The organism is Nonomuraea sp. NPDC052116, assembly GCF_040680035.1.
Taxonomy (GTDB): Bacteria; Actinomycetota; Actinomycetes; order Streptosporangiales; family Streptosporangiaceae; genus Nonomuraea; species Nonomuraea angiospora_A.
In genome coordinates, this window is sequence record NZ_JBFAWA010000036.1 from 112,820 (window position 1) to 139,672 (window position 26,853).

Genomic DNA, 26,853 nt, shown 5'->3' on the forward strand with positions numbered 1-26,853 from the left:
GAGGAGCCTTGCCGGACGTGCAAGCCAGGTCAGTCGTCCTCGTCCGCCAGGATCCGCCGTACCTCCTCGGCCATGTAGGGGGCGTCGTCCGGCCAGGAAGCCGCAACGCGTTCCAGGAGTTCGCGGTGGGCGTCCAGACGGCCGCCGTCGGCCAGACCGACGGCGGCCTGTACCTGGATCTCCACCTCGGGCCGGCGGAGAGCCCGCAGAAGGTGCGCCGTGGCCTCAGGGGCCCGGCAGCCCTCGAGAGCCGAGAGCATCCGGACACGCAGCCGGAGCGGACGGTCGGCGTCGTCGATGTAAGCGGCGACCAGCGCGAGGAGGCGCAGGTGAGGAGGGCCTTCGGTGTGGAAGAAGGCGAGCCGTACATGCGCACGGATCTTGCCACGGCGCACCTGCCGTGCGCAGGCGAGTTTCGGCCCCCCTCGACGCAGGCGCTGGATCTGGTTGGTGCCCTCGTGGATCCGGGTGTTCTTCGCGCACCAGATCCTGTAGGGCGTCGAAACTCGCGCGTATGGTCTGAGCTGGGATTTCTTCGACCAAGCCGTGCGGCCCGACGGTACTCGTTGATCGCTCCTCCGACGGCACGGCGAGCCCTTCCATCCGGCTCGCCATGCCGCCGGGCACGGTCACTCCGCAGAGACCGGTTTCTCATAGATGCCCACCGACCAGGCCATCGGGGACTCCCCGACCTGAGCGGCAAGCTTGTCGGCCATGCCCTCCTTCAGAATGTCGATATGGCTGTACTTCTCGCATTTCACTTCCGGGTCCGCCGTGCGGCAGTACTCTCCCGGCCGAGATCCCCGCGGCGGTTGAACGATCGGCGCGTCCGCCGGGAAGACCCAGATCCGCAGGTGCTGCGGGCTGCCCACCCACTTCTGGCCCTCGGTCGCCTCCTCGTGCTGCATCGCGCCGTCGGGACCACACCTCACCACCGCCCCTGCGGGCTTCTCACCCTCGGCCCATATCGCGGTGACCACCCACGCGCCGGGATCGCGGCAGATTACCTTGAGCGCCATCTCCGGGGCTGCCGGCGTGAACGTCAACGTCTCGCCCTTCCCCGCCGCTATGAAGTGCTCCTCGCGCAGCAGCGGGATCCGCACGACCTTCTTCCCGTACCGCGCCTCGAAGACGCGCGGCACCTCGACCCGGTCACCGCCGGGCTTGACGTTGGCCGAGTCGGCCGGAACTGTGTTCACAGGTACTGTCCCTCCTGTTAGCCACGGCACGGCGGCAACGGCCGCCGCAGCGATTCCCATCACCGCCGTAGTCGCGAGAAGCCCGCGCCCGCGGCGTATCCTGCGGCCCCGCCGTACGATCGCGTCGAGGTCGGGGGCCCTTTCCGCGTTCTCGTCCGCGGCGGCGCGGCGGTCGAGCAGCGCGCGCAGATCGCCTTCCGAGTGCGTCATCGCTGTGCTCCCTCCATTTTCGTAACTTCCAGGTGGGGATCGACGCGCAGCCGGGTAAGCGCCCGGCTGAGCTGGGTCTTCACCGTTCCCAGCGAGCACCCGGCGATGTCGGCGACCTGCGCGAGCGTGCGTCCCTCGAAGTAGTGCAGGACGATCACCGCCCTCTGCCGCTGTGAAAGCCCGCCGATCGCGTTCCACAGCGCGTCCTGGTCGCTCACGGCTGCGGCCACGTCCTGTGCGTCCGCCCGGTCCGGCACGGTGTCCGTCGGCACCTCCCCACGCCAGCGCCGCCGCCACCAGGAAGCGTGGGTGTTCACGATGATCCGGTACACATACCGGTCCGGATCGCCCTCGATTCGCCGCCACGCCACCCACGCCTTGGCCAGCGCTGTCTGCACCAGGTCCTCGGCCAGATCCCAGTCCCTGACGAGGAGATATGCCATCCTGCGCAGCCGCCAGTGCCGCTGCGCCACGTAGTCGGCGAAACCATCGTCCATATGTCGTCTCCGTCGTGTCGTCCTCAACGATGACTACCGCCCCGCGCCGGTTTTCGGATGACAGGGAAGTGAGAATGCTTCTGCCGCACCCGCACCAGGGACCGCGAAGCGGGGGGCGGGAACATGACGCCGACAACCGGCGCCTTTCGGCGGGTGACGTCGCGCGACCTGCTCTCCCTTGTGCGCGCGGAGCGGGTCTGCCCCGAGACAGCCCTCAGGGACCCGGCGGGGACACCGCGTGCGGCGGCCGGCGACAGCAGCGCGTTCACCGTCTCCTTGGTCCGGCGGCCTGCGTCCAGCACAATCGAGATCCAGTCCAGGTGGACGCCGTCGAGCACCCGAGACAGGTCGCCGAGGGCGACGGCAAGCCAGAGCGAGTCGGCGCCGTTCTCCGGATCCGTCAGCACCGCCTCCGGGTCGGGGTCGTGCCACTGCCGCACCTCCCAGGCGGCGCCGGGCTCGCGGCCACCGGGCCTGTATGGTGGGAGGCCCGGAAGGCCGGCGGCGCTGCAACGAGCAGTCGCGGGTGGAGACCACGACTACGTTGCCGTACGCGTCGACCAGGCACTGGGTCTCCACGTGCAGGGGCCTGTCGAGGTAGCGCTCCACGAAGCACTCGCCCCGGCCGAACGCCGTCACCGCCTCGCGTACGGCCGACCCGCGCATTGCTCGGATCACGGCACCAGCGGATCACGCCCTACACCCCGCGCCACAACGGGAAAGTAAAGAGGTACAACCGGATCATCGCCGAGGAATTCCTCTACTACCGCACCTGGACATCCGAGGACCAACGCCGTGACGCCCTCGCGATCTGGAACATCCACTACAGCTACCACCGACCCCACAGCGGGACGGTTTCACCAACGTCGTGGCCTCTTACATCTAGGGTTCACTACATGCGCATGTATCTGTCCTCCTGGCGCACCGGCGACCACCCCGAGCAACTGCTGGCCCTGCTGGGCACTGCCGGCACGGACGAGGTGGTCGTGATCGCCAACGCCATCGATGCCCAGCCCGAGCTCGAGCGCCGAGCCGCGGTCGAGCGCGAGATCAACTCGCTCACCGCGCTCGGCCTGCGCCCGGTCGAGCTTGATCTGCGCGCTTTCTTCGACCGGCCTCCGGACCAGGTAAAGGCCGCTCTCCGCCGGTTCCCACTGGTCTGGGTCCGGGGAGGCAACGTGTTCGTCCTGCGCCACGCCCTGGCTCGCAGTGGCGCCGACAAAGCCTTGATCGAACTGCTGCGGCAAGACGCCATCACCTACGCCGGCTACAGCGCTGGTGCCTGTGTCCTTGCCCCCGACCTGCACGGTCTGGAACGGTGCGACGATCCGCACGCGGTGCAGGCCGCCTACGGCGCCCTGGCCGACTTCAACGGCTTGGCCCTCCTCGACTACGCCGTGGTGCCACACATCGACTCGCCCGGCCATCCCGAAACCGAAATTCTGGGCACCGTCGCCGGTCACTACCGCAAGCAGGGCATCGCCCACCGCACCCTGCGCGACGGCCAAGCCATCGTGATCAACGGCCCGGATACTCGCATCCACTGACCGGCACCTTGCCCACGCAACGACGACACGGGGGCTGACGAGCATGCGAACGAAAGTCGCGTTAGAGAGCCGGACGGAGGCAGCTTACGTGGATGGCCGTTCCGACGCGCTTGACCTGCAGGATCATGCCGCTCAGCCAGGCGTCTGAACCCCGCGTCGGGGCTGGGTCGGCCCCGTATCCGACCCGATCGCGTGCGCGCGGATAAGGCGTATGCCTCTCGAAAGAACCGCGCTTACCTGCGTGGACGCGGGATCCGCTGCACCGTCCCGGACAAGGCCGACCACGTCCGCAGCCGCCGGAAACTCTGCTCCCGCGGCGGTCCGCCGCTGAAATTCGACAAGACCGGCTACCGCGAGCGCCACGCGGTCGAGTGCGGCATCAATCCTCTCAAGAGGCACCGGGCGGTTGCCACGAGGTATGACAGGCTCGCGGTCCGCTACGAGGCGACCGTTCTCGTCGCGGCCGTCAACGAGTGACTGTGACCAGGATCGTTGTGAAAGTGGGCAGGTGGCTTGTGGAGTTCGGGGTGTTCAGGGGTTGATGGTGTGTTCGGTGAACTGGCCGCAGGAGCGGAATCCCAGGCGGCGGTAGACGGGCTCGCCGTCGGTGGACGCCTGCAGGACCGCGATGTGGTGGTTTCGGGCGCGGGCCGTGTGGAGTGCGGCGAGTGTGATGGCACCGCCGTAGCCGCGTCGGCGGTGGGCGGCCAGGGTGCAGATGTTGTAGATCCCGGCAACCCCCGCGTGATGAAACACTTCGGCCGAGCAGACCGGACGCCCGTCTACGTAGCCGACCCGGTAACGGGCCGGACAGTGCGCGGCCAGGGCCTGTGGGGCGGCCCGGGTGAAGAAGCGGCGGACGGTGTCAGCGGGCGGGGTCCAGTTCGCGGCGAGAACCGCGGCGTAGTCGGCGAGCTGTTCGGGCGTGGTCACCGTCTGGATGTCCAGTCCTGGGGCGGCGGGCAGCGGCAGGGTGTCGTCCAACTCGGCCCACATCGCCGTCTCGCGTTCGGATGCCGGCAGACCAGCCACCGTCAGGCGGGCGGTGAGGTCCGGTGGCGTCGAGGCGGGCCCCACCCACCAGGAGAAGCGGCGGCCGGTGCGAGCCAGTGTCCGGGCGGTCTCGGTGATACGTGCCGCAGCGGTGGTGACGGTGAAGCGGGCCGCGGCAACGATGTTGAAAGTGTCGTCGTCCAGGCTGCTGTCGGCGACTAGGAGGTCATCAGTCTCCGTAACGGTCGCACCGCTCATGCTCCGATGCAGGTGACAGGCATGTTCCGCCAGATTCTGCTCCATCCTGTCCATCAAGCCGGCGTCATTGAGAAAATGGACATTCATAACGAATGATCCCAGCATGACTGGGCGCAGGTTGCACGTGATTTTGGGTCGCTCGCCGACGGTGTCACGTCGGCGACCAGCACATTCGATACAGCTAGGGCGTAGTGAGTCGAGGTCGGAGGATTCGAGCGATCTCGTCGACGGTCTTGGTCATGGCGGCGGTGCCGAGGGGGCGGACCCAGAACAGGACGCGATCGACGCCCGCGGCCGCGTAAGCGGCGACGTCGTCGAGGTCGCCGCCGAACAGCGTCACGGGGATCGGCTCGTCGGAGCCGGGTTTGCGGGCGGTCCGCTTGAACTCGGCGATGTGGTCCAGGACGCCGGGGCGAACCATGGGGATCCACTCGTCGCCATAGGCGACGACCCGGTCGGCGACGGTGGGGCCGTTGCCCGCGACGAGGATCGGCGGGTGGGGGCGTTGGACGGGTTTCGGCCATGAGGTGACGTGGTCGAAGTTCACGAAGTCGCCGTGGTAGGCGGCGATGTCGTCGGTCCAGATCTCCTTCATGGCCTCGACGCGTTCGCGCATGACCTTCCACCGGGTGGCGGGCTCGGTGCCGTGGTTGCGCATCTCCTGGTTGATCCAGCCGGGGCCGACGCCGAAATTCATCCGGCCGTTCGACAGGACGTCGACGGAGGCGACCTCCTTGGCCGTGACGATCGGGTCCCGCTCGGTGACCAGCAGGACGGCCGTGCCGATCTGGAGCGTGGTGGTGGCCTGGGCGATCGCGCCGAGCGCGACGAAGGCGTCCATGCCGTTCTTGAACTCCGGCGCGAGATCGAGCACGTCGTAGCGCTCGGGGGTGACGGCGGGGATGTGGGTGTGGTCGGGCATGAACAGCGACTCGAACCCGCGGTCCTCCAGCAGCCGGCCGAAGGCGCCGGGCGGGATCGCGTCGCGGGTGGGGAACATGATGAATCCGAACTTCATGGCGCCCTCCTTCAATGGGTCTGACCAGTATATTTCGAGACCCATCGTAGTTTGACAGTCATCGACATTCAGGGTTGTCTATGAACGGCAACCAACGGTCACACCCGGAAGGGAGAAGAGACATGTCCAAGGCAGTGCGGTTCGATGAGTTCGGCGGCCCCGAGGTGCTCCAGGTGCGCGAGGTCGAGGTCGGCGATCCCGGCCCCGGCGAGCTGCGGATCCGCGTCGACGCGATCGGCCTGAACCGGGCCGAGATCATGTTCCGGACCGACGCCTACCCTGACAAGCCGACCTTCCCCGGCTCCGGCCTGGGCTACGAGGCCGCAGGGGTGGTGGAGGCCGTCGGGCCGGACGTGACCGGGTTCGCCGCCGGTGACCCGGTCGGCGTCGTCCCGGCGTTCCACCAGTCGCAGTACGGAACGTACGGCGACCACGTGCTCGTCCCGGCCGCAGCCACCGTGCACCGGCCCGCGTCGGTCCCGGCGGAGAAGGCCGCCGCGGTGTGGATGGCCTACATCACCGTGTACGGCGCGCTCGCGGAGGACGGCTTCGTCCGGCCCGGCGACCACGTCCTGATCACCGCCGCGTCGTCCAGCGTCGGCATCGCCGCGATCCAGACCGCCAACCGCATCGGCGCGATCCCGATCGCCACCACCCGCAGCGCGGCCAAGAAGCAGCAGCTCATGGACGCCGGGGCCGCACAAGTCGTCGTCACCGACGACGAAGATCTCACCCTCGCGATCAAGGAGCACACCGGCGGGGCCGGGGTCCGGCTCGCGTTCGACCCGATCGCCGGGCCGGGCGTCGAGGAGATCGCCCGGAGCGTGGCGCCCGGCGGCCGCCTGGTCGTCTACGGCGCGCTCGACCCGCGCCCGACCCCGCTGCCCAACGCGCAGGGCTTCCCGGCGCTGTCCACCAGCACCTACACGCTGTTCGAGGTCACCACCGACCCGCAGCGCCTCGCCCGCGGTGTCGCGTTCGTCAACACCGGGCTTGCTTCCGGGGCGCTGAGCCCTGTCATCGACCGCGTCTTCGACCTGGAGGACATCGTCGCCGCCCACCGGCACATGGAATCCAACACCCAGGTCGGCAAGATCGTCGTCACCGTCCGGCACTGAACCCGGCACCTGGCGCGCCCGCTCCTTCGACGCCCGTCGTAGTATGACGGGTCAGCGCAATCGCCGGAGGAGGAGAGCCACGTGACCCGCCCGAAGACCACCGCCCGCACCGTGGACAACCCCTCCGTCGCCGAGGTCACCCTCCAGCAACTCCTCGAAGCCGTCGCCGACCCCGTTCGCCGCTCGGTGATCGCCCAGCTCGCCACCGCGGGCCATGACATCAGCTGCGGCGCCTTCGACCTGTCCGTCTCCCGCTCGACCGCCACCCACCACTTCAACGTGCTGCGCGAGGCCGGCGTCATCCGCCAGCACTACCAGGGCACCACCAAGATGAACTCCCTGCGCTCCGACGACCTCGACGGCCGCTTCCCCGGCCTCATGCGGGCCATCATCGAATCCTGCGTCCGCGAAACCGGCCAGATCGCCGAAGCCCGTTAGACGACCGCGCCGGCCGTCGGCGCACTCCCGCGATCCATAGCCTCTTGGGCCGACCGCGGCTTTGTCTGCCTCTTCCTGATGGCATGAACGTTCCGATATCTGTGCGAGATCACCACGAGGAGACCCCATGATCCAGGCGTCCTTGCTGTATCCGAACACCGAGGGCTCGCACTTCGACTTCGAGTACTGGCAGAACAGTCACCTGCCCTGGCTGACGAAGATCCTCAGCCCGGCACTCCAGCACATCTCCGGCGTCAAGGGGTTGTCCGGCGGCGAACCCGGAAGCAGGCCGCCCTATGTCGCCATCGGTGCCCTGCAGTTCGAGAGCCTTGACGCGATGCAGGCCGCCTACATGCCACACATGGAGGCGATCTTCGATGACATCAAGAACTTCACCGACATCACCCCCGTACTGATGCTCGGCGAAGTCGTCGGTCCCCGGTAGTGTCCGGTCCCGGACGTTCGTCAGCGGCGGTCGCGGTGCGCCTGCCTGCCAGGGGCCTCAGTAGCAACGCGGCGGACGGTCCCGAGCCCAACTCGGCGCCAGCGGCGGCGAGTCGCCGGACAGTAGCTGCGCGGCTATCTCTCCTGCGACAGCACGGTTGATGACCGGGGAGCAGCGAGCCGAGCCGGCGGAGATCAATGCGGCGCTGACCGAGATGGCTCCCGATGGCTCCGCCCGGTCTGCGCCGCCTGACAGCTGAAGAGCGCTACAGTGACCTGCCGGTCGCGTAGCCGTAGGAGGTGGCGACGACGGTCTTGGCGACTTCCAGTTCCTCCTCGGTGCGGGGTCCGTAGAGCATCACCACGTTGATCGTCGGTGAGTACAGGGGGTGGCGCTCGCCCCAGCCCTTGGCGATGAGTTCCCGCTGGTCCTCCCGAGACAGGGCCAGGTGCAGGCTGCCGTCGGTATGGACGTGTGCGAACTCGGCGATCAGACGGGGCGGCAGGAGCACCGCTCCCTCAGGTGGCTTCGCGTCGCCTTCCAGGAAGAAGGCGGTCGCGCCCGGCTCGGAGATCTCACTGGGCCTGATCTCGGTTGCGGGGAGCGCGGTGCTCATCCACTGCGTCAGTTGTTCGCGGATCTCGTCGGGACTGAGTTGGCTGAGCTGGACGTGCGGCACGGACGGTCCCGTCTCGGGGCGGTCGCCCGCACGGGTGGGCAGGGTCATCATGGTGGTCTCCTCAGAAAGTGATCACGATCTTGCCGCGGGTCTACATGCCTGCGGCGAAGTCACGCATGGCTTCCATGGACTGTGCAAAGGAATAGGTGGCGGCCACCTCAATGCTGATGCGGTCGCCGGCCAGGCTTGCCGCCTGCCCGGGCAGGTCTCCCGTGGCCGGATCCATCCGGACGTAGACCGGCACCACGCCATTCACCTCGGCGGAGCCGTACAGGGTCGAGATCAGCCGTCCACCCTGTCGGACGAGCCCTGCCGTTGAGGCGAGTGCGGGACCGGCGTTGATCAGGTCGACGACCACGTCCGCGTCGGTAGAGATCGGGCCGCGCGGCTGTCACGACGCAGTGCGCGGTCATGGCCACGGTGGGCAACGCCGCGGTGTCCATGCCGGGTACGAACGGATGCGTCACAGGGAACAGCTCGCGCAGCTCACCGGTAACCAACTTGATGTCGAGCGGGTTGAGCGCAGCTGCCTGCACGCGCACCAGCACCTCTCCTGAGGCTGGCAGACGCTCAGGTACATCGGAGACGCGAAGCTGGTCAACAGCGCCGTAACCAGACGCGGCAAGGGCCTTCATGGGAACAAGCCTGCTGGTGGCACGCGGGTTGACGCACTGCCCGTTCGGCCGGAATCCGCTGCCCGAATGAGCAGCCCGAGCATGAGGCCATGCGCCTGCCTCACCCCGCCGCCGCACTCGATGCCGCCGCTTCCGTGCTTCGAGCCCCAGTCGGCGGCATTCTGGAGCCCTTGTCCGCAGCGCTGTCGGAGTACCAGCCGCACCGGGCGCTCGCCATGCTGACCGGTGACTGCGTCAGACATCCCCTGAGGACGTACGGCGAAGCCACACTGGCCGAGCAGATCACCAGCACCGAGCTGGCCGCGGTGGGCGGGTCGGTGGAGCTGGGGAGGCCCTGGTTCGGCGAGGCCCACCTGGCGGGGGAGCTCATGCCCGCGCTCGCCGTGGCATCCCAGCCACCCGGCGCCGACGGGGCCCTGCTCGTGGTGGTGCCCAGCGATGAACCCGCCGATGAAGTGCGCGTGCTGGTACAGGCGCTGTGGGACCTGGTGGCGCTGCACCTGTCGCACCGGGCCGTCAATCTCCGGCCGGCCGACCTCAGCGGGAACCGGGTCGCAGCAGGCGAGCGCGCCCGTGCCATCACCGAACTCACCAGCGCTCACACGGCCACGCTCCAGTCGCTGCTCAGCACGTTGCGCAGCCGTACACTCGACGACGCCGCAGCTCGGCGCACCGCCACCGATCTGGCGGTCTCCGCGCTCATCGAGCTGCGCGCGGCGGCCGACCTCGACTCCACCCTGAGCGAGGAGCGGGCAGGAGTCGCCTTCGACCGGCTCGCCGGGATGCTGGCACCGCTCACCCGCTACAGCGAGGTGTCGCTGGAACTCGCCGGCCCGCGCGAGCCGGACCACGTTTTGCCTGGAGGCATCGCTGACGCGGCCCAGGCCCTGGCCAGGAACACCGTCGTCACCATGCTCGACTACGAGGGACTGAGCAGGATCCGCGTGACCTGGGACATAGCCGGGGCCGAACTCCACCTGGCGATCCGCGACGACGGCCCCGGCGTGCTGACCCTCGACGCCCTACCGGTACGCCGCCTCACCGAGCTGGCAACAGCCGTGGGCGGCCGCCTCACGCTCGACGCGGCCCCGGGCTGGGGTACCACGGTGACCGCGGCGCTGCCGCTCACGCCACTCGCCACGGAGCTTCCTGACGACACCTTGGCCGTGCTCAAACCGCGCGAGCTAGAGGTACTCGAACGGTTGGCGCGCGGCTTACGCAACCGGCAGATCGCCGAGGACCTGCTGATCAGCGAGCACACGGTGAAGTTCCACGTCGCCAACATCCTCGGCAAGCTGGGAGTCGCCACCCGTACCGAGGCCGCGGCCCTCGCTCACGTCCATGGCCTGAGCGCCTGACCGCGGGCAACGATGATCGCCACGCTGACCGAGAGCAGGGCAGCATGCTGCGCACCGTTGCCGTCACCTGGCGGCTGCCCCTCGCCGTCGTCTTCGGCGCGGGCCTCGGACCTGCTGGCGACCCGGACGTCATCCGGCTTTCCAGCTGCACTAACACCGGCGCGCCGCAGGGCCTACAGGGGTTTCCGGCTGATTATCGCCGGCATCACGATCTCCGCTGTGCTCGTATCGGCTGTCCATGATCGCCGCAGACAGGCGATCGGATATTAGGCTAGGCTTGCCTAAATTTGCCGTGGGCTGCCGTCGGGAGGTCCGACCAATGAGCTTCGATCCGCACGGGCTCCCTGATCATCGGCCGATCGCCGTGCAAAAACGTGCGCGTCTCTGCACGGCGGGGCGGGCATGAGCCTGCGCTTCGAGGACGAGGACGGCGGCCACATCCAGGGCCGGTCGGAATGGGTGACGACGCGAGATGGGCGCCGCCTGCACGCCATGGTGCTGCCCGGTCCCGGCCTGCACACGCCGACGGTCGTGTTCGAGGCCGGGGCTGCCGCCACTCGCTCCTCTTGGGCCCTCGTCCAGCCGGCCGTGGGAGCGTTCGCGCGCGCGATCGTCTACGACCGATGCGGGCTCGGCCGCTCCGCCGCCGACCCCACCTCCCGCACGCTGCGGCGGATGGCCGATGACCTGACCGATCTGCTCGATCACTTCGGGCCGGGACCGTTCATCCTCGTCGGCCACAGCGCCGGAGGCCCGATCGTCCGCCTCACCGCCGCCGACGGCCCTGGCCGGATCTCCGGCCTCGTCCTCGTCGACCCGGCCGATGAGGCCTCCGACGTGCTCCGCAGCCCTGCCTTCCGTCGCTTCGAGCGCGCCGCCATCCAGATCAATCTTCTCCTGGCGCGCACCCGCCTGTTCCGGTACGCCTACCGGTCCACGATCCGGCCCCTGCCCGAGGACGCCCGACGCGACATGGAGCGCGAGGGGTTCACCGTCGGAGTCGTACGGACCCACGCCGCACAGGCCCGCACCTTCCTCGACGAGCTGGCCACCTGGCGTGTGACCCCGCCCGGCCTCGGCGGGATTCCCGTCACCGTCGTCTCGGGCGGGCGCGCCGGAGACGGGATGCCCGCTCGCGTCCGCGCCGACGCCAATGCTTCCCATGCCTGTCGTGCCGCACAGTCGATGAACGGTCGCCACGTCATCGCCGAAGGTTCCGGCCACTATGTGCCCATCACCGAGCCCGGCGTCATCATCGAGGAGATCCGTCGCCTCAGCGAGGCGTAAGCGGCCCTGTTCTACCTGGAGGATTCTGACCGTGGAGGGGACCGATACCCTATTCGCGAATAGCAACGCCAAGTTCTGTGTCACATCGTCCGGCTGTACCCGTCAACGAGGTCATCGCCGCTGTTCGTTCTCACCCGACCTGAGACATGTCGCGTTGACCACCGAGGGAGGAGCGATGACCACGTCCTGCGCTTCCCCACCCGCCCATGGGAGCCAGACGCTTCAGTGGTGTGCCGCGGCCAGGTCCAGCCGGGCCGGGGTCAGCCGCCAGACAGCCAGTGCCGCGACCAGCATGAGGATCGCGCCGTACAGGCTGGTCGTCTTCAGTGATTCGGTGAAAGCGAGCGTGGCCTGGGCGACCAGGTCGGCGGAGCCGCTCTCACGGGCGACCGTCACCGCGCCGCCGAGCGATTCGCGAACCGCGCCGGTGGCGTTGGCGGGAAGTTCGGCACGGTAGAGGACGGCGGCGAGGCTGCCCAGCACTGCGACGCCGAAGGTGCCGCCGATTTCGTAGGAGGTCTCTTCGATGGCGGCCGCGCTGCCCGCCTTTTCCGCAAGTCGGCCGAGATCTGCGGCAGCGCCACGTTGAGGATGGTCATGTCCATCGTGACCAGCAACAGGCTCGCTGACAGGACGGCCAGTGCCGTCCAGCGTTTGGGGTGGAGCTCGGTCGCAGCGTGCGTCATGAGGTCCTTCCGGGGTTGTGTGGCCGACCCCGGTCGGCAGGTATCATGCGAGCACGGGGATCAGCTCTTCGGTTCCAACAGTGCGTTCAGCCGGTCCCGCAGGGCTTGCGCGATCGGCTCGGGCAAGGGAGTGCCGTTGGTGGCCTGCCAGAGCCACAGTCCGTCGACGGCCAGCCGGGCCAGGAGAAGGTCGATGTCGTGGGGCTCGGCCGAGGTGGGCAGCGGGGCCCAGCGGTTGATGAGCTCGTTCCACACTGTGGCGAGCTCGGGAGCAGCGGCCGACTCCAGCATGAACGCCAGGTCCGCCTTGCCCGCCTGGCTATATGCGCCCATCCGCACATAGGCCGCCACGGTTTCTCGCACCGACGCCTCCGCCGGTGGCTTGCCCAGCTCGGCGATGAGCCAGGTCTCCCAGGCCTCGGTCAGATGCTTCTGGATCGCCATCAGCAGGTCGTCGCGCGTTCTGAAGTGGTACATCAGCCCGCCCTTGGTGACGCCGGCCTCTTCGGCCGCCGACTCCAACGTCAGGCCGGTGATGCCATCGCGTTCTGTCACGCGGATCGCGGCGTCCAGGATCTGGTTTCTCTGGCTAGGGCGCACTCTCCTAACTATACCACCCAGAAGGTACAGTTAGGAGGCCATGTGAAGGCGTGCGGCTCATATGATGCTGAAGTTCGCCATCATCGCCATGTCCTCGTGCTCCAGGTTGTGGCAATGGAGCATGTACCGGCCGCGATATCCCTGGAAGCGGGCCAGCACGTCCACGGTCTCATACGGCCGCACGTCCACCGTGTCCTTCCAGCCGCGTTCATGCGCACCGGGCGGCTGCCCGTCGCGAGACACCACCTGGAAGTGGGCCAGGTGCAGATGTACCGGATGGTAAAAGTCGCTGGTGAACCGCCACCGTTCGACGGTCCCCAGGCGCGGCGCCGCCAGGAATCGATCGGGAGCGAAGGGATGTCCGTTCACCGTCCAGATGGAGGAGCCGTCGGACCTCCACGTCAGCCGGAAGTCGAAGGTCCGGGTGGCCGCGACGCGCGCCCCGGCCAGGGGCTGGACGTCCGCGAGCCGGACGGGGACGTGCGACTCGTCACGCACCTTGCGGGTCACCCGGAACCGCATGACCTCGCGCATCCTCCCCTCGCCCAAGGTGTTGACGAGCTGGACGGCGGTGCCGGGTTTCCAGCGCGAAAAGTCGATGACGACCTCGGCCCGCTCCGCCGGAGCCAGTGTGATGGCGTCCAGCTCCTGGGGACGGGCCAGCAGTCCGGCGTCGGTGCCGATCTGGATCAGCGGTCCGCCGGGCTCCAGGCGCAGGCGGTAACGACGCGCGTTGCAGGCATTGAGCAACCGGAAGCGGTAGCGGGTGGCGGTCACCTCCAGTTCGGGCCAGGGCGCGCCGTTGACCAGGGTGACGTCCCCCATCACGCCGTTCATGTACGGCTCTTCGACGCCTGGCCTGCCCTTGAGCGACGGGTCGAGGGCGGGGTAGCGGAAGGAGCCGTTGTCCTCGAAGGATCGGTCACAGATCATCAGAGGGATGTCCCGCTCCCCGTCGGGGAGGGGGAGCGCCAGTTCCTCGTCGTCGCGTACAAGGAAGAACCCGGCCAGCCCGCGCCAGACCTGCGGGCCGCTGAAGTCCATGCGGTGGTCGTGATACCAGAGCGTCGCGGCCTGCTGGATGAGCGGATACACGTATTCCTTGGCCTGGTCGGAGATGTTCCAGGCGTTCGGCGCCATGTGCATCGCGCCATGGGACATGCCCGCGTCGGCCGGCGCGGGCCGCCAGCCCTTGGGGGCGACGATGTCGGTCGGATAGCCGTCGGAGTCGGGTGGAGTCACTCCGCCGTGCAGGTGGGTGGAGGTGGGCACGGGAAGTTCGTTGCGCACGGTCACCAGGGTGTTGCGCCCCGACCGGCCGACGATCGTCGGGCCGGGGAAGCGCCCGTCATAGCCCCACACCTGGGTACGCAGTCCGGGCAGGATCTCCGCCTCGGCGACGCGTTGCACGATCTCGTAGCGATCCACCCCGCCCGCCGTGCTCACCGGCTGGGCGACCTGCGGCACGGGCAGCGGCACCCGGAACGGCTTCGGCAACACCGTCCTGCTGGTGATGACCCGGCCCGGGCTCTCCTGGCCCGCGGTGCGCAGGGCGGCGGCGCTGCCGGTGATCGTGGCGATCGTCATCCCTCCCGTGACGCCCAGAAACCCGCGGCGGCTCAGTCTGCGCGTGAATGTCATCAGGACTCCTTCGTGTATGCCGCCGCAGCGGGCGTGTCGACCCAGACCGACTCGGCGAGCACGACCAGCAGGACGAGCATGGCGACGGCGGCCATCGTCACGCCGAGAAACATGTGCGGGGCCACCACGCGGGCCATGCCCAGGCCGATCTGTACCGCCGCCATCGCCAGGAAGGCGCCGGACAGGATCGTCGGCCGCCAGGTGGCAGGCCCTCCTGCCCACTTGCGCCACCGGTGCTCCAGTACCGCGGCCACGACCTGAACGAGCGCGACAACGAGGAGCGCGGAACCGACCGCGCTGTGAACGGTGAGCAGATCCGCATCCCCCGTCACGAACAGGCCTGCCAGCAAACCCTGAGCAAGTGTCGCCAGAAGGAGGAGTGCTGAAGTCGCCCTTAGCACCCATGCCATCCATGGGGCTTTGGGAATCGGATCGGTGGGCATGAACGTCCTTTCGTCATTCGCGCAGGGCGCAGGAGAGCGCAGCCTGTGGGGCATGAATCCGTTGCCCCCATGGCAGACGCCGCGGGAAGGCATCTCGGCCCGAGAGCTCGTTACTGTACCATCTAGAAGGCATAGTAACTCTGTGCCCCGGCGTTGATGAGCTCGCCTCGATCGCCAAGCTCCTCGGCGTCTCCCCGATGTGGACATGTGGGCGAAGTACCGCACCAACACCCACAGTGGTGGCACGCTTATACCTCAAGCGCTGTGAGGGTGGAGCCTATGTTCGAACGGACCGACAACCAGCTGGTGAATTTCGGACTCTTCCTTCTGGACGTATTTTTGAGTTATTGGTACTTATGGGCACCTTGGGTCGTACTTTGGTTGATATTTGAGGGGCGCCACAAGTACTCATCCGGTGGTTCCGGTGGTTCCGGCTACCGTCACGACGGGGCTGGTGGCGACGGCGGCAGTGACGGTGGTGACGGCGGCGGAGGCGACTGAGGCGACGGAGGTGACTGACGGATCTTCGAGCCCCGGGCGCCCTACCACTCCCACCTGTGGTTTCCCGCAATTCTGTAGTCGAGCCATCTGATCGTGAGTCACGGTGAGACACACGTGCGTCACGTCCGCCGGCGGCCGTTGCGCACCATCCGAGCCGTCTTACGTGCCGCGCTCGACACCAGCCTCGCGGTCGCCCGTGCGTTGTCGTGGTACAACTGCGGCAGCACCGAGGTATACGTGTCGGCGGTGAGCACGATGCTGGCATGTCCGAGTAGGCCCTGCACCACCCGCAGATCCGCTCCTGCCGCCAGGGTCAGCGCCGCTCCATGCCGCAGGTCGTGCAGCCGCACCGGGGGAAGGCCACTGGCCAGAGCCAGCTTGTGATCGATCGCCTCACCGTTCGTGCGAGTGAACATCGGGGCTGATGGCGACCGGTCGTCGCCCTGTTCACCGCGCTGGGCTCGTTCGTGGCGGCGCAGCAGCCGGAGAGTGTCGAGATCGATCCAGCGCAGCCCCGTTACCTCGGCACGCCGCAGACCACGCAGAGCAATCAGCCACCACAGCACGAACAGCCGATCATCACGAACAAAGGTGAGGAACTCGGTCAGCTGCTCGACCGTCCACACACCTACAGCCGGGCACTCACCGGTGCGCCGCCAGGCGGCCACGCGTCGCGGTGTCCACACCGCCGGATGGATGTGACGTGGAGACGGTGGCCGTAGCCCGCAAGCCGGGTTGTCACTGATCAAATCCTCTCGCAGGGCTTCGTTCAATGCATCGCCCTCCACCTGCGGCGAGCCACCCGGGTGGTCAAGCCCCCCACGGTATGGCACCCCGTCCGCGGGGTACCGCCGCACCGACCCCGAACACGTCCGGCGGCCTCACCGGCGCACTCGGCCTGATCACGGCGCTGGCGGCGCCGCTACCAGCGGAAGCCGCGGAGCCACGCCCGGCGCGGCAGCCGCGCAGAGCGGCCGTTACTTCGGCACCGCCATCGCGGCGAGCAGCACCGAGAACTGCGGGTTCCCGGTGTTCGCGAACCGCTCAGGGACGAAACTTAACTAAGATCAATTAGGGTGCCGGCCACGCCGGTAGCGCAGCCATAGGCCAGCAGCATGTTGCCGATGAGCGGCGACCTGAGCGCAGCGCCAGGCCCAAGACGATCGTCCGCGCCTCGACTCCAGGTCAGCAACTTAACTCGCGATCTGCCGCAAATTACCCGGTTGCCAACGCGTAACTTCTGTGAAACTTTCACATGCACGAGCAGTGCGACGCGATCTCCCTGGGGGCAAAACTCCAGGCGGGAAGGCGTTCCGACGGCAACGCCCAGGTCGGCGAGGGCGCCCCTCGTTGACGCCGGGCCTGACCGTCGGATGTACTCCGCGACAACGCGCTCAACGGAGTAGGCCAAAGATCGACTGTTAGCGCTAACAGGTTGCCCTCTGCGATTCAGTAACGGAGGCCTGGATGTCCCCTCTCGTCCCCCATGACGACATCGAAGCCATGACGGCTACGGTTCGCTCACCAGCGATGTGTTAGCGCTAACACATCGCCCAAGAACGGCCTGACCTGGTGAACACGTGACCGGCGGACGCCGGTCACCGCCCCCCACCTCCAAGGAGCCCCCATGTCCTTGAGCCGTCGCCGGCTCTTACAGGCCGCGGGCGCGACCGTCGCGTTCTCGGCCGCCGGCCAGGTAATCGGCACGTCCTCCGCTCTGGCCGCACTCCCCTGGGCCAGATCCGACATCGGCGTCTCGGCCTACGAGTTCGACCTCGGCCAGGTCCGGCTGACCACCGGCCGCCTGCTGGACAACCAGAACCGCACCCTGAATTACCTGCGTTTCGTCGATGTCGACCGGCTGCTGTACGTCTTCCGGGCCAACCATCGCCTGTCCACCAACGGCGCGGCGGCCAACGGCGGCTGGGACGCCCCCGACTTCCCGTTCCGGTCCCACATGCAGGGCCATTTCCTGACGGCGTGGGCGCAGGCCTATGCGGTGCTCGGTGACACCACCTGCCGGGACAAGGCCAACTACATGGTGGCGGAGCTGGCCAAATGCCAGGCCAACAACGGCGCCGCCGGATTCACCAGCGGCTACCTGTCCGGTTTTCCCGAGTCGGACATCACGGCCGTGGAGCACCGTACCCTGACCAACGGCAACGTGCCGTACTACTGCCTCCACAAGACCCTGGCCGGGCTGCTGGACGCGTGGCGGCTGATCGGTGACACCCAGGCCCGGACCGTGCTGCTGGCCCTGGCCGCGTGGGTGGACACCCGCACGTCGCGGCTCAGCTCGAGCCAGATGCAGGCCATGCTCGGCACCGAGTTCGGCGGCATGAACGCCGTGCTGACGGACCTGTACCAGATGACCGGCGACTCCCGCTGGCTGACCACGGCCCAGCGGTTCGACCACGCGGCCGTGTTCAGCCCGCTGGCCGCCGGCCAGGACCAGCTCAACGGGCTGCACGCCAACACGCAGGTGCCCAAGTGGATCGGGGCGGCCCGCGAGTACAAGGCCACGGGCACGACCCGCTACCGCGACATCGCCGCCAACGCCTGGTCCATCACCATCGGCGCGCACACGTATGCGAACGGCTCCAACAGCCAGGCCGAGCACTTCCGCGCCCCCAACGCGATCGCCGCCCACCTGACCAGAGACACCGGCGAGGCGTGCAACACCTACAACATGCTCAAGCTGACCCGGGAGCTGTGGCTGCTGTCGCCGACCCGGGCCGACTACTTCGACTACTACGAGAATGCCCTGCTCAACCACCTGATCGGGCAGCAGAACCCGGCTGACGCACGCGGGCACGTCACCTACTTCACCCCGCTGAACCCCGGCGGACGCCGGGGCGTCGGCCCGGCCTGGGGCGGCGGCACCTGGAGCACGGACTACAACTCCTTCTGGTGCTGCCAGGGCACCGGCATCGAGACCAACACCAAGCTGATGGACTCGATCTACTTCCACAACGGCACCACGCTGTTCGTGAACCTGTTCGCGCCCTCCACGCTCAACTGGAGCCAACGCGGCATCACGGTCACCCAGACAACTTCCTACCCGGTCAGCGACACCACGTCGCTGCAGGTCACCGGCAACGTGAGCGGATCGTGGACGATGCGCATCCGCATCCCGGCCTGGACCCAGGGCGCGACGATCAGCGTCAACGGAGTCCAGCAGACCGTCACCACCACGCCAGGCACCTACGCCGACCTCACCCGCTCGTGGACGTCGGGCGACACCGTGACCGTGCGGCTGCCCATGCGCGTGGTCACGAAGGCCGCCAACGACAACCCCGGCATGCAAGCCGTCACCTACGGACCGGTCGTGTTGTCGGGCAACTATGGCAACACCAGCCTTTCGTCGGCCCCGGCCCTGACATCCTCATCGATCACCCGGACCAGCACCTCGTCCCTGGCCTTCACCGCCACGGCCAACGGGGCATCGGTGCGGCTGGGTCCGTTCTACGACGCCCATGACCACAACTACGTCGTCTACTGGAACACCGGTGGTCAGGGCGGTACCGGCGCGGCGAGCTTCCGGCTGCTCAACGCGGCCAGCGGGCTGGCCCTCGGCATCCAGAACATGTCCACCGCCGACGGCGGCCTGGCCCTCCAGTGGGCCGACAACGGCACCGCCGACCACGACTGGGTCCCGGTCGTCGACGGTGATGGCCTGCGGTTCCGCAACGTGCACAGTGGCAAGGTGCTCGGCGTCGAGAACATGTCGACCGCCGACAACGCCCGGGTGCTCCAGTGGGGTGACACCGGCACGGCCGACCACCGCTGGACGATCAGCGACGTCGGCGACGGCTCCGTCAAGATCCGTAATGTCCACAGCTCCAAGCTGCTCGGCATCCAGAACGGCTCGACCGCCAACGGGGCCCCGGTGGTCCAGGACTCCGACAACGGCAGCGCGGACAACCAGTGGCGGTTCGTGCCGAACGGTGCGCGGCGTATCCAGAACGTGGGCACCGGGATGGTGCTCGGCGTCACCGACATGTCCACGGCCGACGGCGCCCTCGTCGTCCAGTGGGGCGACACCGGCACCGACGACCACCGCTGGCGGCTGCGCTACGGGTCGGGTGCCGCCTTCCGCGTCCAGTGCGCCAACGGCGGCCGGGTCCTCGGGCTCGGTGGGACGTCCCAGGGCGCGCAGGTCGTGCTCGCCGACGACAACGGCTCGAACAACAACCTCTGGAGGTTCCTGTGAGGCGCGTGCTCGCGGTGCTCTCGTCTCTGCTTCTCGTGGGCGTGCTCCTCACGCCCACGGCGTCGGCCGCCACGGTCGACCCCAACGCGTGGTACGTCCTGGTCAACCGCAACAGCGGCAAGGCCCTGGACGTCTACAACGCATCCACCGCCGACGGCGGCCGGATCACCCAGTGGACCCGTAACAACCAGAACCAGCAGCAATGGCAGTTCGTCGACTCCGGCGGCGGCTACTACCGCCTCAAGTCCCGTAACAGCGGCAAGGTCCTGGACGTCAACAACTCCTCCACCGCCAACGGCGGCGCGATCGTCCAGTGGGCCGACCACAACGGCACCAACCAGCAGTGGCGCCTGGCCGACTCGACGGGCGGCTACGTACGACTGATCAACCGCAACAGCAACAAGGCCCTGGAGGTCCAGGGCGCCTCCACCACCGACAACGCCAGCATCGTCCAGTACGACGACTGGGGCGGCGACAACCAGCAGTGGCAACTCGTCCCGATCGGCAGCGACCCGAACCCGGGCGGCGACTACACCAACCCGGTCGTCTGGCAGGACTTCGCCGACGGCGACATCATCCGGGTCGGCGACGCCTACTACTACTCGGCCTCGACGATGCACTACTCGCCGGGCGCGCCGATCCTGCGCTCCTACAACCTGGTCGACTGGGAGTACGCCGGACATTCGGTCCCGAGGCTCGACTTCAACTCCGCCGCCTACGACCTCAACGGCAGCCGGGCGTACGTGAAGGGCATCTGGGCCTCGAGCCTGAACTACCGGCCCAGCAACAGCACCTACTACTGGATCGGCTGCGTCGAGTTCAACCGGACCTACGTCTACACCGCCTCCGCCGTCGACGGCACGTGGACCAAGCGCTCGCAGATCAACAACTGCTACTACGACGCCGGCCTGCTGATCGACACCAACGACACCATGTACGTCGCCTACGGCAACAGCACCATCAGCGTGGCCCAGCTCTCGCCCGACGGGCTCAGCCAGGTGCGCTCCCAGCAGGTGTTCCAGACCCCGAGCAACGTCGGCACCCTGGAGGGCTCCCGCTTCTACAAGCGCAACGGCTACTACTACATCTGGCTGACCCGCCCCGCCAACGGCCAGTACGTGCTCCGCTCCACGTCGCCATGGGGCCCGTACGAGATGCGCCAGGTCCTGCTCGACATGCCCGGGCCCATCTCCGGCGGCGGCGTGCCCCACCAGGGCGGGCTCGTCCAGACCCAGAACGGCGACTGGTACTACATGTCGTTCGTCGACGCCTACCCCGGCGGCCGGGTCCCGGCGCTCGCGCCGATCACCTGGACCAACGACTGGCCGACCGTCCAGACCGTCAACGGCGGTTGGGGCGTCAACTACCCGAAGCCGAACATCCAGACCAACCGGACCGTGGCCCCCATGATCGGCCCCGACACCTTCACCTCAGGCAGCCTCGGCCACCGCTGGGAGTGGAACCACAACCCCGACACCAGCCGCTTCTCCACCGGCAACGGCCTGCGCCTGCAGACCGCGACCGTCACCAACGACCTCTACAACGCCCGCAACACCCTCACCCACCGCATCCAGGGCCCGTCGTCCACGGCGACGATCGAGCTCGACTACTCGCAGCTGGCCAACGGCGACCGCGCCGGGCTGGCCATGCTGCGCGACCAGTCGGCCTGGATCGGCGTCAAACGCGACAACGGCGTCAACCGGGTCGTGATGACCAACGGGCTGACCATGAACAGCTCCTGGCAGACCACCGGCACCGGCACCGAGGCGGCCAGCGCCAACGTCTCAGGCGGCCGGATCTGGTTGCGGGTCAACGCCGACATCCGGCCCGGCTCCGGCAGGCAGGCCCGCTTCTCCTACAGCACCGACGGCAGCAACTTCGTGAGCCTCGGCCCGGCCTTCACCCTGAACAACGCCTGGCAGTTCTTCATGGGCTACCGCTTCGGGATCTTCAACTACGCCACCCAGTCCCTCGGCGGCGCGGTCACCGTACGCCGCTTCGACCTCACCACCCCCTGACGCACACGTCGACACGGGAAGGCACCAACCAGGAATGGCAACTCGCCCAAGTCGGATAAATCGGAGCACATCATGAAATTAAGATCTCTATCCGTTCTCGCGACGGTGGTCACCTTACTGGCGAGCCTGTTCGTCGCCCTTCAGACTCAGTCCGCCAACGCGGCCACCGTCGACACCAACGCCTGGTACGTCCTGGTCAACCGCAACAGCGGCAAGGCCCTGGACGTCTACAACCTCTCGACCGCCGACGGCGGCCGCATCACCCAGTGGACCAGGAACAACCAGAACCAGCAGCAATGGCAGTTCGTCGACTCCGGCAGCGGCTACTACCGCATCGAGTCCCGCCACTCCGGCAAGGTGCTCGACGTCTACAACCTCTCCACCGCCAACGGCGGCGCGATCGTGCAATGGGCCGACGGCAACGGCACCAACCAGCAGTGGCGACTGGCCGACAGCTCCGACGGCTACGTGAGGTTCATCTCGCGCCACAGCAGCAAGGCCCTGGAGGTCCAGGGCGCCTCCACCGCCGACGGCGCCAACATCGTCCAGTACGACGACTGGGGCGGCAACAACCAGCAGTGGCAGCTCGTCCGGGTGGACGGCGGCGGCAACCCCGGTCAGTGCGATCTTCCATCGACGTACCGCTGGACCTCGACCGGCCCGCTGGCGACCCCGAAGTCAGGGTGGGTCTCGCTCAAGGACTTCACCGTCGCCCCCTACAACGGCAGGCACCTCGTCTACGCCACGACACATGACACGGGGATGAAGTGGGGTTCGATGAGCTTCGGCCTCTTCACCAACTGGTCCGACATGGCCTCGGCCAGCCAGAACACGATGTCCTCCTCCACTGTCGCGCCCACGCTCTTCTACTTCGCCCCGAAGAACATCTGGGTGCTCGCCTACCAGTGGGGCGGGACCGCCTTCTCTTACAGGACCTCCAGCGACCCCACCAATCCGAACGGCTGGTCATCGCAGCAGGTGCTCTTCTCCGGAAGCATCTCCGGCTCCGGAACCGGCCCCATCGACCAGACCCTCATCGGTGACAGCACGAACATGTACCTGTTCTTCGCCGGGGACAACGGCAAGATCTACCGGGCCAGTATGCCCATCGGAAACTTCCCGGGCAGTTTCGGCGCGACCTCGACGGTCGTCATGAGCGACTCGACGAACAACCTGTTCGAAGCCGTTCAGGTCTACAAGCTCCAGGGCCAGAACAAATACCTCATGCTCGTCGAGGCGATCGGCTCGCAGGGTCGCTATTTCCGCTCGTTCACCGCCACCAGCCTGGGCGGCTCGTGGACACCGCAGGCCGCGACCGAGAGCAACCCCTTCGCCGGCAAGGCCAACAGCGGCGCCACCTGGACCAACGACATCAGCCACGGCGAGCTGGTCCGCGCCGGCGCCGACCAGACCATGACCGTCGATCCCTGCAACCTGCAGCTGCTCTACCAAGGACGCAACCCCAACTCCGGCGGCGACTACGGCCTCCTGCCCTACCGGCCCGGTCTGCTGACACTGCAGCGCTGATGGTGTGACACGGGTCCGGCTCGGAGCCGGCGTGACAGGACCGCCTGCTCGCGCCCTTCCGCGAGACGGTCCTCCGGCTCGGAACACCGTTTCGGGGCGGCCCGGCGATCCGGGCCGCCCCTCCGTCAACGGCAGGAGCGGGCGGCGTACGGCGCGACCAGCGACACCGACACCGACACCGACACCGACACCGACACCAGCCTGCCGTGCACGGACGGCACTGCCCGTCTCCCCGCGCTCCGTGACTAAACTGCCGCCATGCCCACGGAGTCGTCTCCTCTCACCCTCGCTCAGCTCGCCGAGCTGGCCGGAGTTTCCACCGCGACGGTCTCCAAGGTCGTGAACGGCCGTTCCGAGGTGTCATCCGAAACCCGCGCCGCCGTGGAGGAGCTCATCCGCCGGCACGGCTATCGCCGCCAGCGCCGCCGCTCCATGCCTACGGCCCTGGTGGAGCTCGTCTTCCACGCTCTGGAGGGCGACTATCCCGTCGAGATCACCAAAGGCGTGGCGGAGGTCGCCCGTCAGCACGACCTCATGGTGGGGATATCGGACCTGCACCGTGACCACACCGCCGGAGACGTCTGGCTAGAAAGCGTGCTGCGGCGCCGCCCGAGCGGCGTGATCGCGGTGTTCTCCGGCCTGACCGAGACCCAGCACGAACAACTCGCCCGCCGCGAGATCCCGCTGGTCCTGCTGGATCCGGCCGACACTCCCGCGCGGAACATCCCATCGGTCGGCGCCGGCAACTGGAACGGCGGGCTCACGGCCACCCACCACCTCCTGGAGCTCGGGCATCGCCGTATCGCCATCATCACGGGGCCCGACTCCGCGCTGTCCAGCCGGGCCCGTCTCGACGGCTACCGCACCGCCCTCGACATGGCCGGCGTGCCCGTCGACCCGGAGCTGATCGGCCGGGGGGACTTCTTCATCGAGGGCGGTCTGGCCCAGGCGCACCGCATGCTGCGCCTGCCCGACCGGCCAACCGCGATCTTCGCCACGAACGACGGCCAGGCCATCGGCGTCTACCACGCGGCCCATCGGCTCGGCCTGCGCATCCCGGATGATCTCAGCGTGATCGGCTTCGATGACATGCCGTCAGTGCGGTGGGCCGTTCCACCGCTGACCACCATCCGCCAGCCCCTCACCGAGATGGCCGCCGCGGCAACCTCGATGCTGCTGACGTTGGCCCATGGCGAGCAACTGCCGCAGAGCCGCGTCGAGCTGGCCACCGAACTCGTCGTACGCGAGAGCACCGGACCTCCCATGCTCCCGCCCGCCTGAGCCGAGCGCGGCGTGGATGCCTTGGTGAATCTGCTCCACCGAAACAGCTCAGTCCCTCGGTGGTGCTGTGCTCTCGCGGACCGTGAGAGTTGTCGCGATCTCCAGCCCCGCTTGGGGGACCGACTCCCCGCGGCCGATGGCCAGCGCCAGTTCGGTGGCGGCGACCGCCATCTCACTCAGCGGCTGGTGGACCGTGGTCAGAGGCGGTCGAGGACCGCCCCGGCGCCTACGGCCCGCACTACGCCCACGGCGTCGAAACCCCGCACCCCTGGCGGTCGGGCATCGTGCTCTGGTGCGGCATGCATCACGGCAGCATCGTGGCCGACATGGCCCGCATGGGCTTCATCGACTACTTCCGCCTCCCGCTGCGGTCCTGGTACTGGTACCGCCGCGAGCTCCGGGGCATCGAACCGCCCCCGTGGCCGCTCCCCGGCACCGCGACCGCACTGCGGCTGAGCGCGGACCGCATGACGATCGCCACCGACGGCACCGACGACACCCAGATCATGGTGGAACTCCTCGACGTAGGTGTAGCCTGCCGCCGCCATGCCGCTGGAGACCATGGCGTCAGCCGTCTGACGGATCAGGGAGTCGTTGACGTTGCAGCCGAAGCTGTTCCAGTCGTTCCAGCCCATCTGGGGCGTGCGGGCCAGGCCGTTGTCCAGCGCGGCGGCCGGCGACGTCTCACTGCCGATCGCGACGACGGAACCGGCCGCGAGTACCGCCGCCACTGCTAAGCCAAGGATTCTGCGCATCTGATTCCTCTACCTACCGGGGTGTCGGGGGAGATCTCCGGGATGTCATGCGTCAGGGGCGGGTCCAGCGCTGGTTGGCGGCGCCGCCGCAGGACCAGATCTGGAGTTTCACGCCGTTGGCGGTGGAGTAGTTCGGCACGTCGAGGCACTTGTTCGCCCCCACGGCGGTGATGGTGCCGTCGGAGTTGAAGCGCCACTGCTGGTTGGTCTGGCCGTTGCAGTCCCAGATGATGACGTTGGCGCCGTCGGCGGTGCCGGCGCCGTAAACGTCCAGACACTTGCCGCCGTAGACCCGCAGCTCACCGCTCGCGGTCGACGTCCACTGCTGGTTGGCCTGACCGTTGCAGTCCCAGATCTGCGCCTGCGCGCCGTTCACCTGCGAGGCGCCGGAGACATCAAGGCACCTGCCCGACCCCACACCCCTGATCGCGCCCGCACCAGGTGTGCCGCTCCCCGGCTGGCCGATGCTGCCCGGTACCGATTGAAGCGCGCCGTACCAGGCGGCGGCCATCTTGTCGTAGCCGCCGGCGGTGGGGTGGATGCCGTCGATCAGGTCGGAGGTGGTCAACTTGCTGTGCATGTCGACCAGGTGGACACGTTTGCCGCTGTTCACCTTGCTCTGGACGATGCCGGGGATCGCCGCGTTGAAGGTGCGGGCGGCGGACTCCTGGCCGGAGTTGGACAGCGGGATGATGGTGGCGACGAGGACGTCCGCGTCGGGCACGGCCGTGGTGATGTGGTCGATCAGCGTGGACAGCCGCTGCGGGGCACCGGCCACGTTGTAGTTCTGCAGGACATCGTTGGTGCCGATGTGCAGCAGCACCGTGCGCGGTGTGTACGTACGCAGCCAGCCGGTGATGTTCGCGTCGATCTGGTCGATCCGCCACCCGGGATGGCCCTCGTGATCGTGGTCACCCAGGCTGCCCGGCCCGTTGAACTGCGATCCGACGAAGTCGACCGTGTAGCGGCCGGCGGCCAGGCGCTGCCACAACCCGATCCGGTACCCACCCGGCACCTGCGTGCCCTCGGTGATCGAGTCGCCCAGCGGCATGACCCGCACCCCGCCGTTGGACTCCGCGTCGGCTGCCCCCGCCCCCATCGCCGTACCCGCCACCACCAAGGCCACGGCCATCAGCGCGGCGGCGCACCATCGTCTCCACGTACGCACGCTCACTCCCTCGCGGCGGTCAGGGGGCAGGTCGAATCGAGTAGCAACGTCTGCGCTCATGCCCTTGCGCTCCGGCCTGCCTGTTGCGGACACGAGGACCTCCTTCGGTGAGGATCGGCGACATGGCATCCTGCTGAGTGGTCGCCGGGTGGGCACGGTCGGATGCTGTCCCCTTCGGCATGCCGGCGGCGGATCCCGATAGCTTTGTTAGCGCTAACATCACTTTGGTCAATCCGGGACTCCTTCCACACCGGCCTGCTGAGGTGGTGGTGTGGCGGAGCAAACATGACGCGAGAAGATCCGTCAAGGGCCCGCTCTCTTCCGCCGCGTGCCGAAGC

The 26,853-nt window shown here is 68.0% G+C and carries 27 protein-coding genes and 2 pseudogenes; 13 read left to right on the top strand and 16 right to left on the bottom strand.

Annotation, left to right across the window (positions count from 1 at the left end):
- Positions 1–29: 29 nt before the first annotated feature.
- The 5 genes and pseudogenes from AB0L65_RS48195 to AB0L65_RS48215 all read right to left on the bottom strand — a co-directional run.
- Positions 30–395 (bottom strand): hypothetical protein, encoded by a 366-nt coding sequence (locus AB0L65_RS48195; RefSeq protein WP_364260915.1) that lies wholly within the window; start codon positions 393–395, stop codon positions 30–32.
- A gap of 234 nt (positions 396–629) precedes the next feature.
- Complete coding sequence (locus AB0L65_RS48200; RefSeq protein WP_364260918.1) at positions 630–1,409, bottom strand: hypothetical protein; 780 nt, start codon at positions 1,407–1,409, stop codon at positions 630–632.
- Positions 1,406–1,906 carry a SigE family RNA polymerase sigma factor gene (locus tag AB0L65_RS48205; protein WP_364260921.1) on the bottom strand — a complete coding sequence of 167 codons (501 nt, stop codon included), beginning with the start codon at positions 1,904–1,906 and terminating at the stop codon, positions 1,406–1,408. The genes AB0L65_RS48200 and AB0L65_RS48205 overlap by 4 nt, the downstream gene beginning before the upstream one ends.
- Positions 1,907–1,929: 23 nt before the next feature.
- Positions 1,930–2,346: a hypothetical protein gene (locus AB0L65_RS48210; RefSeq protein ID WP_364261023.1), complete on the bottom strand. Its 417-nt coding sequence runs from the start codon at positions 2,344–2,346 to the stop codon at positions 1,930–1,932.
- A 61-nt stretch (positions 2,347–2,407) separates the two neighbouring features.
- Positions 2,408–2,563, bottom strand: a pseudogene (locus AB0L65_RS48215) (hypothetical protein); the annotation flags it as partial.
- An 11-nt stretch (positions 2,564–2,574) separates the two neighbouring features.
- Between AB0L65_RS48215 and AB0L65_RS48220 the strand changes: the two are divergent.
- From AB0L65_RS48220 to AB0L65_RS48230, 3 genes and pseudogenes are all read left to right on the top strand, one after another.
- A pseudogene (locus tag AB0L65_RS48220) lies at positions 2,575–2,754 on the top strand (integrase core domain-containing protein); the annotation flags it as partial.
- A gap of 48 nt (positions 2,755–2,802) precedes the next feature.
- Positions 2,803–3,453, top strand: a complete 651-nt coding sequence (locus AB0L65_RS48225) for a Type 1 glutamine amidotransferase-like domain-containing protein (RefSeq protein WP_364261020.1) — start codon at positions 2,803–2,805, stop codon at positions 3,451–3,453.
- Between the two features lie 192 nt (positions 3,454–3,645).
- Positions 3,646–3,930 carry a transposase gene (locus AB0L65_RS48230; protein ID WP_364260924.1) on the top strand — a complete coding sequence of 95 codons (285 nt, stop codon included), beginning with the start codon at positions 3,646–3,648 and terminating at the stop codon, positions 3,928–3,930.
- Between the two features lie 54 nt (positions 3,931–3,984).
- Here the strand turns inward: AB0L65_RS48230 and AB0L65_RS48235 are convergent, their stop codons facing one another.
- Together AB0L65_RS48235 and AB0L65_RS48240 are read right to left on the bottom strand one after the other, a co-directional pair.
- Positions 3,985–4,791, bottom strand: a complete 807-nt coding sequence (locus AB0L65_RS48235; protein ID WP_364260927.1) for a GNAT family N-acetyltransferase — start codon at positions 4,789–4,791, stop codon at positions 3,985–3,987.
- 94 nt (positions 4,792–4,885) lie between these two features.
- Positions 4,886–5,722, bottom strand: coding sequence for an LLM class F420-dependent oxidoreductase (locus AB0L65_RS48240; protein ID WP_364260930.1), 837 nt, complete (start codon positions 5,720–5,722; stop codon positions 4,886–4,888).
- Between the two features lie 122 nt (positions 5,723–5,844).
- On the opposite strand from AB0L65_RS48240, the gene AB0L65_RS48245 reads away from it, so the two are divergent.
- The 3 genes from AB0L65_RS48245 to AB0L65_RS48255 all read left to right on the top strand — a co-directional run bounded on the left by AB0L65_RS48245 (position 5,845) and on the right by AB0L65_RS48255 (position 7,723).
- Positions 5,845–6,840, top strand: a complete 996-nt coding sequence (locus AB0L65_RS48245; RefSeq protein WP_364260933.1) for a zinc-dependent alcohol dehydrogenase family protein — start codon at positions 5,845–5,847, stop codon at positions 6,838–6,840.
- 81 nt (positions 6,841–6,921) lie between these two features.
- Positions 6,922–7,278 carry a helix-turn-helix domain-containing protein gene (locus tag AB0L65_RS48250; RefSeq protein ID WP_364260936.1) on the top strand — a complete coding sequence of 119 codons (357 nt, stop codon included), beginning with the start codon at positions 6,922–6,924 and terminating at the stop codon, positions 7,276–7,278.
- A gap of 127 nt (positions 7,279–7,405) precedes the next feature.
- Positions 7,406–7,723, top strand: a complete 318-nt coding sequence (locus AB0L65_RS48255; protein ID WP_364260939.1) for an EthD family reductase — start codon at positions 7,406–7,408, stop codon at positions 7,721–7,723.
- A gap of 265 nt (positions 7,724–7,988) precedes the next feature.
- On the opposite strand, the gene AB0L65_RS48260 is transcribed toward AB0L65_RS48255, so the two are convergent.
- Together AB0L65_RS48260 and AB0L65_RS48265 are read right to left on the bottom strand one after the other, a co-directional pair.
- Positions 7,989–8,453 carry a luciferase family protein gene (locus tag AB0L65_RS48260; RefSeq protein ID WP_364260942.1) on the bottom strand — a complete coding sequence of 155 codons (465 nt, stop codon included), beginning with the start codon at positions 8,451–8,453 and terminating at the stop codon, positions 7,989–7,991.
- 40 nt (positions 8,454–8,493) lie between these two features.
- Complete coding sequence (locus AB0L65_RS48265; RefSeq protein ID WP_364260945.1) at positions 8,494–8,760, bottom strand: hypothetical protein; 267 nt, start codon at positions 8,758–8,760, stop codon at positions 8,494–8,496.
- A gap of 447 nt (positions 8,761–9,207) precedes the next feature.
- Here AB0L65_RS48265 and AB0L65_RS48270 point away from each other — a divergent pair, with 447 nt between their 5' ends.
- Positions 9,208–10,395, top strand: coding sequence for a LuxR C-terminal-related transcriptional regulator (locus AB0L65_RS48270; RefSeq protein WP_364260948.1), 1,188 nt, complete (start codon positions 9,208–9,210; stop codon positions 10,393–10,395).
- 402 nt (positions 10,396–10,797) lie between these two features.
- Positions 10,798–11,682 carry an alpha/beta hydrolase gene (locus tag AB0L65_RS48275; RefSeq protein ID WP_364260951.1) on the top strand — a complete coding sequence of 295 codons (885 nt, stop codon included), beginning with the start codon at positions 10,798–10,800 and terminating at the stop codon, positions 11,680–11,682.
- Between the two features lie 222 nt (positions 11,683–11,904).
- Here the strand turns inward: AB0L65_RS48275 and AB0L65_RS48280 are convergent, their stop codons facing one another.
- The 4 genes from AB0L65_RS48280 to AB0L65_RS48295 all read right to left on the bottom strand — a co-directional run bounded on the left by AB0L65_RS48280 (position 11,905) and on the right by AB0L65_RS48295 (position 15,052).
- Entirely contained in the window at positions 11,905–12,165 is a 261-nt protein-coding gene (locus tag AB0L65_RS48280; RefSeq protein WP_364260954.1) for a hypothetical protein, read from the bottom strand.
- A 263-nt stretch (positions 12,166–12,428) separates the two neighbouring features.
- Positions 12,429–12,968, bottom strand: coding sequence for a TetR family transcriptional regulator (locus AB0L65_RS48285; protein ID WP_364260957.1), 540 nt, complete (start codon positions 12,966–12,968; stop codon positions 12,429–12,431).
- Between the two features lie 57 nt (positions 12,969–13,025).
- Positions 13,026–14,609 (bottom strand): multicopper oxidase family protein, encoded by a 1,584-nt coding sequence (locus AB0L65_RS48290; protein ID WP_364260960.1) that lies wholly within the window; start codon positions 14,607–14,609, stop codon positions 13,026–13,028.
- Positions 14,609–15,052: a hypothetical protein gene (locus AB0L65_RS48295; RefSeq protein WP_364260963.1), complete on the bottom strand. Its 444-nt coding sequence runs from the start codon at positions 15,050–15,052 to the stop codon at positions 14,609–14,611. Before AB0L65_RS48295 ends, AB0L65_RS48290 begins: the two co-directional genes overlap by 1 nt.
- Positions 15,053–15,331: 279 nt before the next feature.
- Between AB0L65_RS48295 and AB0L65_RS48300 the strand changes: the two genes are divergently transcribed.
- On the top strand, positions 15,332–15,553 hold the full coding sequence (locus AB0L65_RS48300) for a hypothetical protein (RefSeq protein WP_364260966.1): 222 nt from the start codon (positions 15,332–15,334) through the stop codon (positions 15,551–15,553).
- A gap of 119 nt (positions 15,554–15,672) precedes the next feature.
- Here AB0L65_RS48300 and AB0L65_RS48305 read toward each other — a convergent pair whose 3' ends face one another.
- Positions 15,673–16,179, bottom strand: coding sequence for a tyrosine-type recombinase/integrase (locus AB0L65_RS48305; RefSeq protein ID WP_364260969.1), 507 nt, complete (start codon positions 16,177–16,179; stop codon positions 15,673–15,675).
- Positions 16,180–17,180: 1,001 nt separating this feature from the next.
- Here AB0L65_RS48305 and AB0L65_RS48310 point away from each other — a divergent pair.
- From AB0L65_RS48310 to AB0L65_RS48325, 4 genes are all read left to right on the top strand, one after another.
- Positions 17,181–19,766 carry a beta-L-arabinofuranosidase domain-containing protein gene (locus AB0L65_RS48310; protein WP_364260972.1) on the top strand — a complete coding sequence of 862 codons (2,586 nt, stop codon included), beginning with the start codon at positions 17,181–17,183 and terminating at the stop codon, positions 19,764–19,766.
- Positions 19,763–21,784, top strand: a complete 2,022-nt coding sequence (locus AB0L65_RS48315; protein WP_364260975.1) for an RICIN domain-containing protein — start codon at positions 19,763–19,765, stop codon at positions 21,782–21,784. The genes AB0L65_RS48310 and AB0L65_RS48315 overlap by 4 nt, the downstream gene beginning before the upstream one ends.
- 105 nt (positions 21,785–21,889) lie before the next feature.
- Positions 21,890–23,311, top strand: a complete 1,422-nt coding sequence (locus AB0L65_RS48320; protein ID WP_364260978.1) for a non-reducing end alpha-L-arabinofuranosidase family hydrolase — start codon at positions 21,890–21,892, stop codon at positions 23,309–23,311.
- A gap of 258 nt (positions 23,312–23,569) precedes the next feature.
- Positions 23,570–24,592 (top strand): LacI family DNA-binding transcriptional regulator, encoded by a 1,023-nt coding sequence (locus AB0L65_RS48325; RefSeq protein WP_364260981.1) that lies wholly within the window; start codon positions 23,570–23,572, stop codon positions 24,590–24,592.
- 197 nt (positions 24,593–24,789) lie between these two features.
- Here the strand turns inward: AB0L65_RS48325 and AB0L65_RS48330 are convergent, their stop codons facing one another.
- Both AB0L65_RS48330 and AB0L65_RS48335 read right to left on the bottom strand, forming a co-directional pair.
- Positions 24,790–25,347, bottom strand: coding sequence for a hypothetical protein (locus AB0L65_RS48330; protein WP_364260984.1), 558 nt, complete (start codon positions 25,345–25,347; stop codon positions 24,790–24,792).
- Between the two features lie 52 nt (positions 25,348–25,399).
- Positions 25,400–26,608, bottom strand: a complete 1,209-nt coding sequence (locus AB0L65_RS48335; RefSeq protein WP_364260986.1) for a lectin — start codon at positions 26,606–26,608, stop codon at positions 25,400–25,402.
- Positions 26,609–26,853: the final 245 nt, after the last annotated feature.